Consider the following 14,335-nt stretch of genomic DNA (forward strand, 5'->3'; position numbering starts at 1 on the left):
TAGGCTGGCGACATGAAGCGGATCGCCGTCGTCCCCGGATCGTTCGACCCAGTCACCCTCGGTCACCTGGATGTCATCGAGCGGGCGGCGCGCATCTTCGACGAACTGCACGTGCTGGTCGTGCACAACCCCGACAAGTCCGCGCTGCTGCCGATGCCGCAGCGGGTGTCCTTGCTCGAGCGCTCCATCGCCGACGGCGGATTGCCCGACAACATCGTCGTCGCGCAGTGGAACGTCGGCCTGCTCGTCGACTACTGCACGGACGTCGGCGCGAGCGTGCTCGTGAAGGGCATCCGCTCGCAGGTCGACGTCGCGTACGAGACGCCCATGGCCATCATGAACCGCAGCCTCGCCGGCGTGGAGACGGTCTTCCTCCTGCCTGATCCCGCGCACGCGCACGTCTCCAGTTCACTCGTCCGGCAGGTGGCCGCGCTCGGTGGCGATGTCAGCCCGTACGTCCCGCAGGTGGTGGCGACCTTCCTCCAAGAGGACTAGGGCGTTCTCCCGGTCGGGTTCGGCGTAGAATCGTCGATCGTGACTAGGAAGAGAACGAACAATTCGCCGTTCAGCGTCAATGTGCGCGATCTGGTGAACCGTCCCGGGGAGATGCGCGAGCACGACCTCGAGGTGGTGCTCGCCGAGCGCTGGGGCGAGGGTCTGGTCGCCGTCCAGGAGGGCACGACGCTCTCCGAGCAGGTGCGTCTCGAGTCCGTGCACGAGGGGATCCTCGTGACCGTCGACGTCGACGCACTGGCGACCGGCGAGTGCGGCCGTTGCCTCCGCGACATCGAACTGCCTGTCGAAGTCGAGATTCAGGAACTTTTCGCGTATCCTAATTCGGAAGCGTCTGACTTCGAGGTTCACGACGACCACGTGGATCTTGAACCTCTGGTCAGAGATGCGGTAGTTCTCGCATTACCGTTTCAGCCGGTGTGCCAGCCGGATTGCCCCGGACTCGACCCCGAGACCGGTGAGCGGCTGGCCGAACGTCCGGAACGACACCCTCACGACGTCGCAGATCCTCGCTGGTCTGCGCTCGCGGGCTTGTCCTCAGACTCCGTACTTGACACAGACGCCAGTAGCGCCCAGCGCGCCGCTGCAGACACAGAAGAGAGATAGATCATGGCTGGAAACCCCCCGAAGCGGAAGGTCTCGCGCTCGAACACCCGCTCGCGTCGCTCGCAGTGGAAGGCCGCCGTGCCGACGCTCGTGAAGACGGTGGAGAACGGCCGCGTCACGTACAGCCTGCCGCACCGCGCCAAGGTCGTCGAGGACTCGCAGGGCACCGCCCTGTACCTCGAGTACAAGGGCCGCAAGGTCGCAGACGTCTGATCCGCGCGTTGAACGTCCGCGTTCGAACAGCGTGAACACGAATCATTCCGACCACACCGGAATCGGCTCCGCATCGGAGACCGATCCCGGTGTGGTCGTTTTCGCACGGCAACTGGGTGTCGACGTCTCGTACGAGCTGCTCGACTTGGCGCTGACGCACCGCTCGTACGCGTACGAGCACGGTGGACTCCCGCACAACGAGCGCCTCGAGTTCCTCGGCGACTCGATCCTCGGGCAGGCCGTCACCGTCATGCTCTACCGCGACTTCCCGCACCTCGACGAAGGGCAGCTGGCGAAGCGTCGGGCGAGCCTCGTCTCGACGATCGCGCTCGCCGAGGTCGCGCGTTCGATCGGTCTGGGCGAGCGGATCAAGCTCGGCAAGGGCGAGGACCAGACCGGAGGCCGCGACAAGGCGTCCATCCTGGCCGACACGATGGAGGCCGTCATCGGCGCGACGTACCTGTCGGCCGGACCCGACGCCGCGACGGCACTCGTCCTGCGGCTGGTGAACCCCCTGCTCGAGAACCCTGAGCGCTTCGGCGCGGCGATGGACCCGAAGACGAGCCTCCAGGAGGCCGCCGCGGCCATCGGTGCGCCGGCGCCCGTCTACGAGATCGCCAGCTCCGGCCCCGACCACAACCGACGGTTCGTCGCGACGGTCACCGTGGGCACCGCGGTCACGGCGACGGGCTCCGGCACGAGCAAGAAGCACGCCGAAATGGCGGCGGCCCTGGAAGCCTGGTCGAGGATCAGTGCCGGAACTCCCTGAGGTCGAGGTCGTCCGCGCCGGCTTGGAGCCCGCCGTCAGCGGGGCGACGATCGCCGGCGTCGAGGTCTTCGACGAACGCTCCCTGCGCCGCCACGCGAGTGGTGTCGCCGACTTCACGGCACGGCTGACGGGGCGGACCATCCGATCTGCCGTCCGACGCGGGAAGTTCCTCTGGTTCCCCCTCGACGACGATGAGGCGATCGTCGGTCACCTGGGCATGAGCGGGCAGATGCTGCTCCGGTCACCTGGGGATGACGCCGACCGACTCCTGCGCATCCGCTTGCAGCTGGAGCATCCCGAGCACGGCGAGCTCTGGCTGCACTTCGTGGACCAGCGGATCTTCGGCTCAATGGCGGTGACCGCGCTCGTCCCGACGACGGACGGAGCCGCAGGTGGGTTCGGCGACGAGGTCGCGATGGTGCCCGACCAGGTCGCGCACATCGCCCGCGACCCGATGGACCCGGCCTTCGACGACGCCGGCTTCCTTCGACGACTGCGCGAGAAACGCACCGGTGTGAAGCGGGCGCTCCTCGATCAGACCCTGGTCAGCGGGATCGGCAACATCTACGCGGACGAGTCGCTCTGGGCGGCGCGCATCCACCCCGAGCAGGAGACCGCCCGTCTCGGGCTCGGACGCGCCGGCCGGCTGCTCGAGGAGGTCCGTGCCGTGCTCGCCAAGGCCCTGGCCGAGGGCGGGACGAGCTTCGACGCCCAGTACGTGAACGTCAACGGTCAGGCGGGGTACTTCGCCCACAGCCTGAACGCCTACGGCAGGCAGGGCAAACCGTGCGCGCGCTGCGGCACGCTCATCGTCCGCGAGCAGTTCATGAACCGGGGCTCGCACCGCTGTCCCGTGTGCCAGCGCCGCACCTGACGATCAGTCATCGCGGGGGAGTCGGCGCTGCCATTCACCCGAGTAGCCGACGATGCGGAAACCGAGTCGGTCGTTGATCGCGAGCATGTGCGCGTTCTCGTCGGCGTTCCAGGTGTAGATCCGGGACCGCTCGGGTGCCTGATCGGCGAGTGCGAGGAGGTTCGCCGCCTTCATCCAGAGTCCGAGGCCGTGTCCCCGGTGGTCGGCGAGCACGAGCGTGTCCCACTGCTCCGCGTGTTCCTTGCCCTCCCCGAGGACGAGCTCGCTGTACCCGGCGACCGCGCCGCTGTCGCGGTGGACGGCGGCGACGACGATCGCGTGGTCGCCAGACGCCGCCAGCTGTGCCTCGCGGGCGCGGACCCGCTCGGGCGTCCAGACCTCGGGGTCGAGTTCCAGATCGGCGGCCGGGATGTCCGTCGCCATGTGTTCGCGGGCCGTGGCGAGTGATCCGAGCAGCTCGTCGGGGGTGCGGTCCACCCAGTGCACGAGGCGGTACTCGTGTCCGGCTCGGGCGGTCGACGTCGCGACGATGTCCGGCAGCTCCCCGAGCGTCGTGGCGAGGTCGCAGCGGTTGGTCCGCTCGACCTGCGCGAGGGCGTATCCACGATCGAGCGTGAACCGGCTGGCCGCGGCGTTCGCGGGGATCGCCCGATCGCCGACGCTCGCACCGAGGAGCGGTTCGCCGGCCGGGATGTCGTCGACGGCGTGCTGGGTGAAGGCGGTCACCGTCGGGCGACCGGCCGCGAGGGCCCGTCGCTCCAGCTCCGACAGGAGCGCTGTGCCGATCCCTTGACGACGCGCGTCGGGGAGGACGCCGACGTCCAGGGAGGCCGTCGCCGCGTCGGCTTCGGTGCCGTACCCGAGCCAGCCACGACCGACCACACGGCCGTCGAGGACGGCGGCGAGCAGGACGCGTCGCTGGAACCGCTGGTCGCGGTACTCGGGCAGGGTCATGGCGGAGGTCAGAGCGAAGTCGTCGGTGGACCAGATCTCCGCTTCGAGCGTGTTCGCGACCTCCAGGACCGTGTCGAACACGGCTGAGCTCCCGGACGCCGGGATCTCGACCTCGTCGATCGTGACGCGCATCGTCGGCTCCCTCCCACACCAGACCGTCCTGGGTGATGCGGTCCATGGTACGACCGCCCCGGCGGGCCGGCACAGCGTGGTGTCCCTCGTCCGTCCGCGGATTCGCTACCGTAGTGCACAGCATCCGCGACGCGGGAGAGGAGGTGCGCGTGTACCTGAAGAGCCTGACGCTCAAAGGGTTCAAGTCCTTCGCGCACCCCACCACCTTTGCGTTCGAGCAGGGCGTCACCTGCGTCGTGGGTCCCAACGGCTCCGGCAAGTCGAACGTCGTCGACGCGCTCGCCTGGGTGATGGGCGAGCAGGGGGCGAAGACCCTCCGCGGCGGCAAGATGGAGGACGTCATCTTCGCCGGCACGTCGACCAGGGGCCCGCTCGGTCGAGCCGAGGTCACGCTCACCATCGACAACAGCGACGGCGCACTGCCCATCGAGTACACCGAGGTGACGATCAGCCGCACCCTGTTCCGCAACGGCGGGAGCGAGTACGCCATCAATGGCGACACGTGCCGGTTGCTCGACGTCCAGGAGCTCCTCAGCGACTCCGGTCTGGGCCGCGAGATGCACGTCATCGTCGGACAGGGGCAGCTCGACGCGGTGCTGCGGGCGACGCCCGAGGAGCGCCGCGGTTTCATCGAGGAAGCGGCCGGCATCCTGAAGCACCGTCGACGCAAGGAGAAGACGCTCCGGAAGCTCGAGGCGATGCAGACCAACCTCACGCGGTTGAGCGACCTCGCCGGGGAGATCCGTCGGCAGCTGAAGCCGCTCGGCCGTCAGGCGGAGATCGCCCGGGAGGCGCAGACGATCGCCGCGGTCGTCCGCGACGCCCGCGCTCGGATCCTCGCGGACGACGTCGTGGGCCTCCGGCGTTCCCTCGACGAGCACAACCGGTCGGAGAGCGAGCGCCACAGCGAGCGCCTCGTCCTCCAGGAGCAGCTGGAACAGGCGGAACTGCGGATCAACCGGATCGAGCAGGCGCAACTCGGCGACGCGGTCGACGACGCCCGCCGGATCACCTTTGAACTCGAGAGCGTGCAGGAGCGCCTCCGGAACCTGTACACGCTCGCCAATCAGCGGCTCGCGCTCCTCGGTTCGTCGACGGACACGACGGCCGCCGAACCGCGGATCACGAAGCAGATGGTCGCCGACGCGACCGCGGAGATCGACGGACTGCGGGTGGCGGTCGCCGACGCGGAGCGCGCGTTGCAGGAGGCGCAGACGGACACCCGCGCGAAGCGCGCCGCACTCGACGCGGTGGACGTCGAGATCGCAGCGCAGAGCGCGCTCGTGTCACGACACGACCTGGAGCTCTCCAAGCTCGCGGGCGCCGTCGACGCTGCCGGGTCCAAACTCGCCGCGGTCCGTGGCGAGGCGTTGCGCCAGCAGAACGCGATCGACGCCGCTGCCCTCCGTCTGGACGCCGCGCGGCTGGAGTACGAGGCGCTCGAGGACGACCCGACCGTGGCGGACGCCGCCGACTCCGGACTCGACGACGCCTACGAGGCGGCCCAACGCGGCGCAGCGGAGGCCGAGCGGGAGATCGAGGGCCTGCGCGAGCAGCTCCACACCCTCGAACGTGAACGTGATTCGCTCGGCGCCAAGACCAGCGCACTCTCGCGCGCCCTCGACCTCAAGACCGGCTCGGCCGAACTCGCTGCGAGCGGGATCGACGGGATCGACGGGATCGTCGCGGACCGGGTGCAGGTCCGACCCGGCCACGAGTCGGCTGTGGCCGCAGCGCTCGGCACGCTCGCGGAGGCCGCCGTCGCCGTCGACCGGCACGCTGCCCGTCGGGCGCTCGATCACGCGGCCGATCAGGATCTCGGCCGGGTCGAGATCGTCATCGCCGATGGTGCGCGAGACGTCCCGGACGCGCCCGCCGGGTTCACCTCGGCTGCCGAGCTGGTGGAGGCCCCTCCTGGCGTGCTGGGGATCCTCGCCTCGGTCCTCGTCGTCGACTCGCTCGACGACGCGATCGCGGCGTACGACCGACTCGGCTCGTCACTCAGCGCGTTCACCCTCGTGACCCGTGACGGGGCGGTCGTCACGGACAGCATCGTCCGCGGGGGGAGCGGCGGAGCGCAGAGCCGCATCGAACTGCTGGCTGAACGCGATGCGGCAGCCGATCGACACGGCGAGGTCGAGTCGCTCATCGAACGGGCGCGCTTCGCACTGGCCGAGCAGCGCACGATCCTGCAGGAGGCGAAGCAGACTGCGCAGGCTGCGCTCAGCGCCCTCCGCGAGTTCGACGCCACCCGTGCCTCACAGGCCGAGCGCGTGAACCGGGTCACGGTCCGATACGAATCCGCGCAGGCCGAACACGACCGCCTGCTCGCCGCTGCCGGTACGGCGGAGGCGGCCGTCGCCGACGCCGCTGCCGCCGTGGAGCGGGCCAAGCTGGACCACGACACCGCTCGCGCGCGTCCACGACCGCTCCTCGACGTCTCGGCACGCGAAGGGCTCTCCGCCGAACTGGACGCGGCGCGCGAGGCCGAAGTGCAGCACCGCCTCCTCCTCGAGACCGCGCGCGAACGCGTGCGGGCTGAGGAGCTCGCGGTCGCGAACCTCGAGCGGCAGCGGCAGGCCGACCAGGCGGCAGCGGAGGAAGCGGCTCGGCGTGCCGTCATCCGTGCGCGCCAGGCCGCGGCCGCCACCGCCGTGACGGAGGCGCTCCCGCCCGTCCTCGACTCGGTCGACCGGTCGGTCACCGAGGCCCGCGTCGCGCTCGCGGCAGCCGAGGCGACGCGGTCCAGCCGGAACGCCGAGCTCGTGCGACTGCGCGGCGAGGAGCACACGCTCCGGCAGCGGCTGCAGGTCGTCACCGAGAGCGTCCACGGCCTCGAACTCCAGATCTACGAGAAGAAGCTCCACTTGTCCGGTCTGCTTGAGCGAGCCGGGTCGGAGCTGGGGCTCGTCGAGGACGTGCTCGTCGCCGAGTACGGGCCCGAGGTTCCGGTGCCCATCGACCCTCCGACACCCCGCGCGACCGCCCGCTCGGCTGTGCGAACGGCCGACGACACCGGTCCGGAGGTCTCACCCGAGACGGCGACGCCCGACTCGGACGAGGCGCCCGAGGCGCTTGCCGACGGTTCCGTGACGCCGGACGTCGAGCCGGAGGAGGAACCCGCCGAGGAGTCGGACGACGTGCCGACGACGCCCTACGTCCGCGCCGAGCAGCAGAAGCGCCTCGCCGCGGCGGAGCGCACCTACGCTCAACTCGGCCGGGTCAACCCGCTCGCGCTCGAGGAGTTCGCCGCTCTCGAACAGCGTCACCGATTCCTCACCGAACAGCTCGCCGATCTCACCAGCACCCGGGCCGACCTGCTGTCGATCATCGAGGACATCGACGGGAAGATGGAGGTCATCTTCGCCTCGGCGTTCGCCGACACCGAAGCCGCCTTCACCGAGGTGTTCCCGATCCTGTTCCCGGGCGGCACGGGCAGCATCTCGCTCACCGACCCCGAACACATGCTCACCACGGGCATCGAGGTGTCGGTCAAGCCCGCCGGCAAGAAGATCGAACGCCTGTCGCTCCTGTCGGGCGGGGAGCGCTCGCTCGCCGCGGTCGCCCTGCTCATCGCCATCTTCAAAGCCCGACCGAGCCCGTTCTACATCATGGACGAGGTGGAGGCGGCCCTGGACGACGCCAACCTCGGGCGGCTCCTCACCATCTTCGAGGACCTCCGTCAGACGAGCCAGCTCATCGTCATCACGCACCAGAAGCGCACCATGGAGATCGCCGACGCCCTCTACGGCGTCTCGATGCGCCAGGACGGGGTGTCGGCCGTCGTCGGTCAGCGCGTGGTTGCGGAACGCGCGAGCTGATCCGGTCTCGTCCTCACGCGACGGGACCGCGTCGCCGACGGCTACGCTGAGACCATGGCTGCACGCACACCCTGGTCACTCTCCGGTGCCCTCAAAGGCATGTTCCAACGTCCGACGATCGACGAGACCACCTGGGAGGACCTCGAGGACGCGCTCATCGGCGCCGACTTCGGTCCCGACGTCACCGAGTCGATCGTCACGGGCCTGCACGCCTCCGTCGACCGCTACCGGACCACCGACCCGCGCGACCTCCAGCGCATGCTGCGCGAGGAGGTCGAGGAGCGGCTGTCGAAGTTCGACACGACGCTGAAGCTCAGCGAGCGTCCGGCGGTCGTCCTCGTCGTCGGCGTCAACGGGGTCGGCAAGACGACCACCATCGGCAAGTTCGCGAAGTTCCTCCGCAACTACGACCGCACCGTCGTCGTGGGGGCAGCGGACACCTTCCGCGCCGCTGCCGTCGAGCAGCTGGCGACGTGGGCGGAGCGCGCGGGCGCACAGATCGTCCGCCCCCAGCAGCAGGGGCAGGACCCGGCCTCCGTCGCCTTCCAGACGATCGAGTACGCCAAGCAGACCGGCACCGAGATCGTCATCATCGACACCGCTGGTCGGCTGCAGACGAAGGGCGGGCTCATGGACGAGCTGTCCAAGATCCGTCGCGTCGTCGAGAAGCAGGCGCCCATCGCCGAGGTCCTCCTCGTGCTCGACGCGACGACCGGTCAGAACGGTCTGTCACAGGCGCAGGCGTTCATCGAGCACGCCGGGGTGACCGGGCTCGTCCTGACGAAGCTCGACGGCTCCGCGAAGGGCGGGTTCGTCCTCGCCGTGCAGGAGAAGACCGGCATCCCGATCAAGCTCGTCGGTCAGGGCGAGGGCATCGGCGACCTCACCGGCTTCACGCCGCACGTCTTCGCACAGAATCTGGTGGGCAGCTGATGGCGATCGAACACGACTACTTCGGCATCATCGCGACCGAGCCTGGCGGTGGCGTCTACTGGTCCGACAACATCGACGTCGGGGAGCAGTCCGTCTCCATCTCGTTGAGCGCCCCCGACGAGGACGACATCCCGGCCGACGCACTCGACCTGGCGGCGGCGATGATCCTCGCCCTGGAGGGCTTCGACCTGCGCTCGCGTGAGGCGATGCTGAGCGAGGTCGACGACCGCACCTCCGAGGTGACCGAGTACATCATCCAAGCCGTCGAGGAGCTGGGGGAGTCCCTGCCGGACGTGCTGGTCGACGAGTCCGGAGACCGCGACGTCGACGTCATCCGGTCGATGACGCTACTGAGCGTCGGGTTCGCGCCGCATCAGCACAACGGCGACGAGGCGTTCGCGATCTTCGAGTACTCGCTCGACGCGGACCAGCTCGACGGCGTGCTCATGGTCGCGTACACCTCCGACGGCGAGGTCACCGGAGTCACGAGCGAGGACTGAGCCCGGCAGGTCGAGGCGTCGGCCTCAGACCGCCTGGGCGAAGCCGAGCGAGGCGTCCGCGAGGTGCTGCAGTCCCTCGGGGACCTCGCGGCCCTTCGCCGTCATCGACTGTGCCCAGAGCCGTCCGGCACGGTAGGACGATCTGACGAGCGGTCCCGCGAGCACACCGAGGAACCCGATCTCCTCGGCCTCCTCCTTGATCTCGAGGAATTCCTGCGGCTTGACCCAGCGGTCCACGGGGAGGTGTCGAGGCGTCGGCCGGAGGTATTGGGTGACGGTGATGATGTCGGTACCGGCCTCGTGCAGATCCTCGAGCGCCTGACTGATTTCGCTCCGGTCCTCGCCCATCCCGAGGATGAGGTTGGACTTCGTGATGAGACCGGCCGCGCGCGCCTGGGTCAGGACGTCGAGGGAGCGCTCGTAGCGGAAAGCAGGCCTGATTCGCTTGAAGATGCGCGGCACCGTTTCGACATTGTGTGCGAACACCTCCGGTCGGGAGGCGAACACCTCGCCGAGGAGGTCGGGGTTGCCGGAGAAGTCGGTCGCGAGGATCTCGACCCCCGTCCCCGGGTTCGTCTCGTGGATGCGCCGGACGGTCTCGGCGTGCAGCCACGCCCCTTCGTCGGGGAGGTCGTCGCGCGCCACGCCGGTGACGGTCGCGTAGCGCAGGCGCATCCGCTGCACCGAGTCGGCCACCCGCCGGGGCTCGTCGCGGTCGTAGTCGGCCGGCTTGCCGGTGTCGATCTGGCAGAAGTCGCAGCGTCTCGTGCACTGCGACCCGCCGATGAGGAAGGTCGCCTCGCGGTCCTCCCAGCACTCGAAGATGTTCGGGCAGCCGGCTTCCTGGCAGACCGTGTGGAGGCCCTCCTCCTGCACGAGCGCCTGGAGCTGTCGGTACTCGGGTCCCATCGTCGCGCGGGTCTTGATCCAGTCGGGCTTCCGCTCGATGGGGGTCTGGGCGTTCCGGACCTCGAGTCGCAGGAGCTTCCGTCCGCCGGTGTCCGCCGCGGGAGCGGGGGCCGGTGCGCCGCAGCCGCTCACGCGGCCGCTCCGATCGTGGTCACGGACGCCGCCGTCCAACCGGGCCGGAGCGCTTCGAAGATCTCGGAGACGCGCTCGGCGACGTCGCTCGGGGTGATCCGTCGACCGAGTTCGGCGCTGATCGTGGTGACCCCGGCATCGGCGATGCCGCACGCGACGATGTGGCCGAAGGGCTCGAGGGCGTTGTCGCAGTTGAGCGCGAAGCCGTGCAGCGTGACCCCCGCCTGCACCCGGACACCGACGGCGCCGATCTTCGCGGCCGGTCCTCCGGCGACGGGGTCGACCCAGACACCCGACCGTCCGTCGATGCGGCGGCCGGTGACGCCGAGCCCGGTGATCGTCTGCAGCATGACCTCCTCGAGCAGGCGGACGTGCGCGACGACGTCGACCGGCTCCGGGAGGCGGACGATCGGATAGCCGGTGAGCTGTCCGGGTCCGTGCCAGGTGATGCGGCCGCCGCGGTCGACCTCGACGACCGGTGTGCCGTCGTCGGGACGTTCGTGGGGACGGGTCAGCTTGCCCGCCGTGTACACGGGCTCGTGTTCGCACAGGATGAGGTGCTCCGGCCCTGCTCCGCTGACGACCGCCTCATGGACCCGACGCTGCAGCGCCCAACCCTCGCGGTACGGGACGAATGCGGGCGCGAGCCCGGCGATGAGGAGCTGTGTCATGGCGGCCACGATAGCATTGTTGGACGCCGTCCAAATACTCATCTTCTGACCGTGGCGGCGATCGACCGGGTCGCGCCGCGGTCTGCCCTAAACTGGAGGGATCATGGCAACGTTCGGCACACTCTCTGACCGCCTCGCGGATACGTTCAAGAACCTCCGCACCAAGGGCAAGCTCTCCGCGGCCGATGTCGACGGCACCGTCCGCGAGATCCGTCGCGCCCTCCTCGACGCGGACGTCGCACTCGACGTCGTCAAGGACTTCACGGGTCGCGTGCGCGAGCGCGCCCTCGGCGACGAGGTGAGCAAGGCCCTCAACCCGGCGCAGCAGGTCGTCCAGATCGTCAACGACGAGCTCGTCACGATCCTCGGCGGACAGCAGCGCCGTCTCGAGTTCGCGAAGAAGCCGCCGACCGTCATCATGCTCGCCGGGCTCCAGGGCGCCGGAAAGACGACACTCGCGGGCAAGCTCGCCAAGTGGCTCAAGAAGGACGGCCACACGCCGCTCCTCGTCGCGTCCGACCTCCAGCGCCCCAACGCCGTCAACCAGCTCCAGGTCGTCGGGGAGCAGGCGGGCGTCCCCGTCTACGCTCCCGAGCCCGGCAACGGGGTCGGCGACCCGGTCAAGGTCGCCCGCGACGGCGTCCGGTTCGCCGAGCAGAAGCTCTACGACACCGTCATCGTCGACACCGCCGGACGACTCGGCGTCGACGCCGAGCTCATGAAGCAGGCGTCGAACATCCGCAAGGCGGTCGATCCCGACGAGGTCCTCTTCGTCATCGACGCGATGATCGGTCAGGACGCGGTCGCGACGGCCAAGGCCTTCCTCGACGGCGTCGACTTCACCGGTGTGGTGCTCTCGAAGCTCGACGGCGACGCCCGTGGTGGTGCGGCACTCTCGATCGCCTCGGTCACCGGACGCCCCATCATGTTCGCGTCGACCGGTGAGGGTCTCGACGACTTCGAGCCGTTCCACCCCGACCGCATGGCGAGCCGGATCCTCGATCTCGGTGACATCCTCACCCTCATCGAGCAGGCGCAGCAGAACTTCGACGAGGAGGAGGCGCGCAAGGTCGCGGAGAAGTTCGCGACCGACTCCTTCACGCTCGACGACTTCCTCAAGCAGATGCAGCAGCTGCGCGGCATGGGTTCCATCAAGAAGATGATGGGCATGCTCCCCGGCATGGGGCAGATGAAGGAGCAGCTCCAGAACTTCGACGAGCGCGAGATCGTCCGCACCGAGGCCATCATCCAGTCGATGACCACGGCCGAGCGCACGAACCCGAAGATCCTCAACGGATCCCGGCGCCTGCGCATCGCCAAGGGTTCCGGCATGACCGTCACCGAGGTCAACGCCCTCGTCAACCGCTTCGAGCAGGCGGCCAAGATGATGAAGACCGTCGCCAAGGGTGGCGTGCCGAACATCCCCGGGATGGGTCCGGTCCCCGGTGCACGGACGAACCGACCGAAGCCGCAGGCCAAGAAGAAGGGTTCCCGCTCAGGCAACCCGGCCAAGCGCGCGGCGGAGAACGCCGGCGCCGTCGAGACGCAGGCCGCCGCTACGGGTGCTGGATTCGGCCTCGGCGGCGGTTCGTCGTCGGGATCGGCAGCCCCGACCGAGGCGGAGCTCGCCGAGCTGCAGAAGTTCCTGGGTCGCTGAGTCGAGCGGAGGCGGTATGCGCGCGCTGAGGGCAGCGGCTTCGGTCGTCGGAGTCGTCCTGGCCGCGGGACTGCTCGCCGGGTGCTCCGCGCCGTCTCCGGGCGAACGCGTCCTGGGCACCTGGGGTGAAGGGACCGGCGCTGCCGACCCGCACCTGGTGTTCACCGACGACGGTCGCGTGAGTGGTTCGGACGGCTGCAACAGCCTCTCCGGCTCCTGGCGCGCCGAGGACGACGCGCTCGTCGTCTCCGACGTCGCGGGCACCCTGATGGCGTGTCCGGGCGTCGACACCTGGCTACGGGGGATCGCACAGGCGACGCTCTCGGATGACGGCGGGCGCCTGACCGTGACCGACGACGCCGGCACGCGGATCGGGACGCTCGACCGGGCTGAGTGACGCCGCCTGGTCAGGCGGAGGGCTGGACCCCGTGTCGCAGCTCCTTCGCGAGCGAGCTCACGACCGCCCGCAGGCTGCCGCCGTTCGCGTGGGCGACGGCGAGCTGTCGCTGGTAGCTCGCGCCGTGCTCGATGATCGTGGCGATGCTCGCCAGTTCGTCCGCACAGCCGAGCCGGCGAGCGACCGGCGCGAGGGTGTCGAGCAGGTCGTGCAGGTCGTCGGTCACGAGGCGCTCGTGGCCCGAGGAGTCGAGGATGATCTCGGCGTCCAGGCCGTACCGCGCCGCACGCCACTTGTTCTCGCGGACGTACCACGGCTGCAGGGTCTGCAGGCGCTCTCCGGCGTCGAGGCGGTCGGACAGGTGTTCGGTGAGGCAGTGGATGAGCGAGGCGAGGGCGCCGAACTCCGCGACGGTCGACGCTCCGTCGCACGCGCGCATCTCCACCGTGCCCCACTGCGGCGACGGTCGAACGTCCCAGCGGACCTCGGTGTGGTCCTCGATGATGCCGGTCACCGTCATGTCGTCGACGTAGGCCTCGAACTGCTCCCAGTCCGAGAGCTGGTAGGGGAGGCCCGCCGTCGGGAGCTGCTGGAACATGAGCGCGCGGTTCGACGCGTACCCGGTGTCGACCCCGCCCCAGTAGGGGCTGGACGCCGACAGCGCCTGGAGGTGGGGCAGATAGGTCAGCAGTCCGTTCATGATCGGGAGGACCTTGTCGACCGTCTCGACGCCGACGTGCGCGTGCACGCCCCAGATCATCATGTTGCGGCCCCACCACTGGGTGCGGTCGATGAGCTTGTGGTAGCGGGGCTTGTCGGTGACCTGCTGGTCGTACCACTGGCCGAACGGGTGCGAACCGCTGCAGATGAGTTCGACGCCCATCGGATCCGTGATCGCCCGCACCTCGGCCAGCTGGCCCTCGAGGTCCGCGATCGCCTCGGGGACCGTGTGGTGCACACCCGAGACGAGTTCGACGGTGTTGAGCAGCAGCTCGTTGGTGATCTGCGGATGATCGGAACCGTCGCTCGTGCGAAGTTCCGACAGGACGGTGTCCGCTGCGCCGACGAGATCGCCGGTGTCGCGGTCGACGAGGGCGACCTCCCATTCGAGGCCGACGGTCGAACGCTCGGATCTGGCGAACTCGATGGGCATTGGCGTCGACCTCCCGCAGGGCGCGGCCGGATGCCACGCGCCAGCCCATCTTCACACGGGGTGGAGGGGTCATCCGGTATCGGTGTCGCCGGATTACCCAG

14 protein-coding genes are annotated in these 14,335 nt (G+C 69.4%); 10 read left to right on the forward strand and 4 right to left on the reverse strand.

Features of this window, described 5'->3' with window-relative positions:
• The first annotated feature begins 12 nt into the window (after window positions 1-12).
• From coaD to mutM, 5 genes are all read left to right on the forward strand, one after another.
• Window positions 13-495 (forward strand): pantetheine-phosphate adenylyltransferase, encoded by a 483-nt coding sequence (coaD, locus tag GV015_RS11130; RefSeq protein WP_159878366.1) that lies wholly within the window; start codon window positions 13-15, stop codon window positions 493-495.
• A gap of 111 nt (window positions 496-606) precedes the next feature.
• Window positions 607-1,119, forward strand: a complete 513-nt coding sequence (locus GV015_RS11135; protein ID WP_079706272.1) for a DUF177 domain-containing protein — start codon at window positions 607-609, stop codon at window positions 1,117-1,119.
• 3 nt (window positions 1,120-1,122) lie between these two features.
• Complete coding sequence (gene rpmF, locus GV015_RS11140) at window positions 1,123-1,332, forward strand: 50S ribosomal protein L32 (RefSeq protein WP_056006932.1); 210 nt, start codon at window positions 1,123-1,125, stop codon at window positions 1,330-1,332.
• A gap of 91 nt (window positions 1,333-1,423) precedes the next feature.
• Window positions 1,424-2,101: a ribonuclease III gene (rnc, locus tag GV015_RS11145; protein ID WP_086473824.1), complete on the forward strand. Its 678-nt coding sequence runs from the start codon at window positions 1,424-1,426 to the stop codon at window positions 2,099-2,101.
• Complete coding sequence (mutM, locus tag GV015_RS11150) at window positions 2,085-2,975, forward strand: bifunctional DNA-formamidopyrimidine glycosylase/DNA-(apurinic or apyrimidinic site) lyase (RefSeq protein ID WP_079705643.1); 891 nt, start codon at window positions 2,085-2,087, stop codon at window positions 2,973-2,975. Before rnc ends, mutM begins: the two co-directional genes overlap by 17 nt.
• Before the next feature lie 3 nt (window positions 2,976-2,978).
• Here the strand turns inward: mutM and GV015_RS11155 are convergent, their stop codons facing one another.
• Window positions 2,979-4,061: a GNAT family N-acetyltransferase gene (locus tag GV015_RS11155; protein ID WP_159878367.1), complete on the reverse strand. Its 1,083-nt coding sequence runs from the start codon at window positions 4,059-4,061 to the stop codon at window positions 2,979-2,981.
• Between the two features lie 149 nt (window positions 4,062-4,210).
• Here GV015_RS11155 and GV015_RS11160 point away from each other — a divergent pair, with 149 nt between their 5' ends.
• Genes GV015_RS11160 through GV015_RS11170 form a run of 3 tightly spaced genes read left to right on the forward strand, consistent with a single transcriptional unit; the run spans window position 4,211 to window position 9,315 of the window.
• The gene (locus GV015_RS11160) at window positions 4,211-7,882 is read left to right on the forward strand and encodes a chromosome segregation SMC family protein (RefSeq protein ID WP_159878369.1); all 3,672 of its coding nucleotides are present in this window, start codon (window positions 4,211-4,213) and stop codon (window positions 7,880-7,882) included.
• 54 nt (window positions 7,883-7,936) lie between these two features.
• On the forward strand, window positions 7,937-8,815 hold the full coding sequence (gene ftsY / locus GV015_RS11165) for a signal recognition particle-docking protein FtsY (protein WP_064296361.1): 879 nt from the start codon (window positions 7,937-7,939) through the stop codon (window positions 8,813-8,815).
• Entirely contained in the window at window positions 8,815-9,315 is a 501-nt protein-coding gene (locus GV015_RS11170; protein WP_079705645.1) for a DUF2004 domain-containing protein, read from the forward strand. Before ftsY ends, GV015_RS11170 begins: the two co-directional genes overlap by 1 nt.
• Before the next feature lie 24 nt (window positions 9,316-9,339).
• Here GV015_RS11170 and lipA read toward each other — a convergent pair whose 3' ends face one another.
• Window positions 9,340-10,356 (reverse strand): lipoyl synthase, encoded by a 1,017-nt coding sequence (lipA, locus tag GV015_RS11175; protein ID WP_064296306.1) that lies wholly within the window; start codon window positions 10,354-10,356, stop codon window positions 9,340-9,342.
• Window positions 10,353-11,027, reverse strand: coding sequence for a lipoyl(octanoyl) transferase LipB (gene lipB / locus GV015_RS11180; RefSeq protein ID WP_159878371.1), 675 nt, complete (start codon window positions 11,025-11,027; stop codon window positions 10,353-10,355). The genes lipA and lipB overlap by 4 nt, the downstream gene beginning before the upstream one ends.
• 103 nt (window positions 11,028-11,130) lie before the next feature.
• Here lipB and ffh point away from each other — a divergent pair, with 103 nt between their 5' ends.
• Window positions 11,131-12,684 carry a signal recognition particle protein gene (gene ffh / locus GV015_RS11185; RefSeq protein WP_064296308.1) on the forward strand — a complete coding sequence of 518 codons (1,554 nt, stop codon included), beginning with the start codon at window positions 11,131-11,133 and terminating at the stop codon, window positions 12,682-12,684.
• A gap of 16 nt (window positions 12,685-12,700) precedes the next feature.
• Window positions 12,701-13,081, forward strand: coding sequence for an META domain-containing protein (locus tag GV015_RS11190; protein ID WP_159878373.1), 381 nt, complete (start codon window positions 12,701-12,703; stop codon window positions 13,079-13,081).
• 10 nt (window positions 13,082-13,091) lie between these two features.
• Here the strand turns inward: GV015_RS11190 and GV015_RS11195 are convergent, their stop codons facing one another.
• Complete coding sequence (locus GV015_RS11195) at window positions 13,092-14,234, reverse strand: glutamate--cysteine ligase (RefSeq protein WP_159878375.1); 1,143 nt, start codon at window positions 14,232-14,234, stop codon at window positions 13,092-13,094.
• Window positions 14,235-14,335 lie beyond the last annotated feature (101 nt).

It is taken from the genome of Plantibacter sp. T3 (genome assembly GCF_902506515.1).
GTDB lineage: Bacteria > Actinomycetota > Actinomycetes > Actinomycetales > Microbacteriaceae > Plantibacter > Plantibacter auratus.

Coding starts and splice junctions, on each gene's coding strand:
- coaD (WP_159878366.1), top strand. CDS start 13: ATGAAGCGGATCGCCGTCGTCCCCGGATCGTTCGACCCAGTCACCCTC.
- GV015_RS11135 (WP_079706272.1), top strand. CDS start 607: ATGCGCGAGCACGACCTCGAGGTGGTGCTCGCCGAGCGCTGGGGCGAG.
- rpmF (WP_056006932.1), top strand. CDS start 1,123: ATGGCTGGAAACCCCCCGAAGCGGAAGGTCTCGCGCTCGAACACCCGC.
- GV015_RS11155 (WP_159878367.1), bottom strand. CDS start 4,061: ATGCGCGTCACGATCGACGAGGTCGAGATCCCGGCGTCCGGGAGCTCA.
- ftsY (WP_064296361.1), top strand. CDS start 7,937: ATGGCTGCACGCACACCCTGGTCACTCTCCGGTGCCCTCAAAGGCATG.
- GV015_RS11170 (WP_079705645.1), top strand. CDS start 8,815: ATGGCGATCGAACACGACTACTTCGGCATCATCGCGACCGAGCCTGGC.
- lipB (WP_159878371.1), bottom strand. CDS start 11,027: ATGACACAGCTCCTCATCGCCGGGCTCGCGCCCGCATTCGTCCCGTAC.
- ffh (WP_064296308.1), top strand. CDS start 11,131: ATGGCAACGTTCGGCACACTCTCTGACCGCCTCGCGGATACGTTCAAG.
- GV015_RS11190 (WP_159878373.1), top strand. CDS start 12,701: ATGCGCGCGCTGAGGGCAGCGGCTTCGGTCGTCGGAGTCGTCCTGGCC.
- GV015_RS11195 (WP_159878375.1), bottom strand. CDS start 14,234: ATGCCCATCGAGTTCGCCAGATCCGAGCGTTCGACCGTCGGCCTCGAA.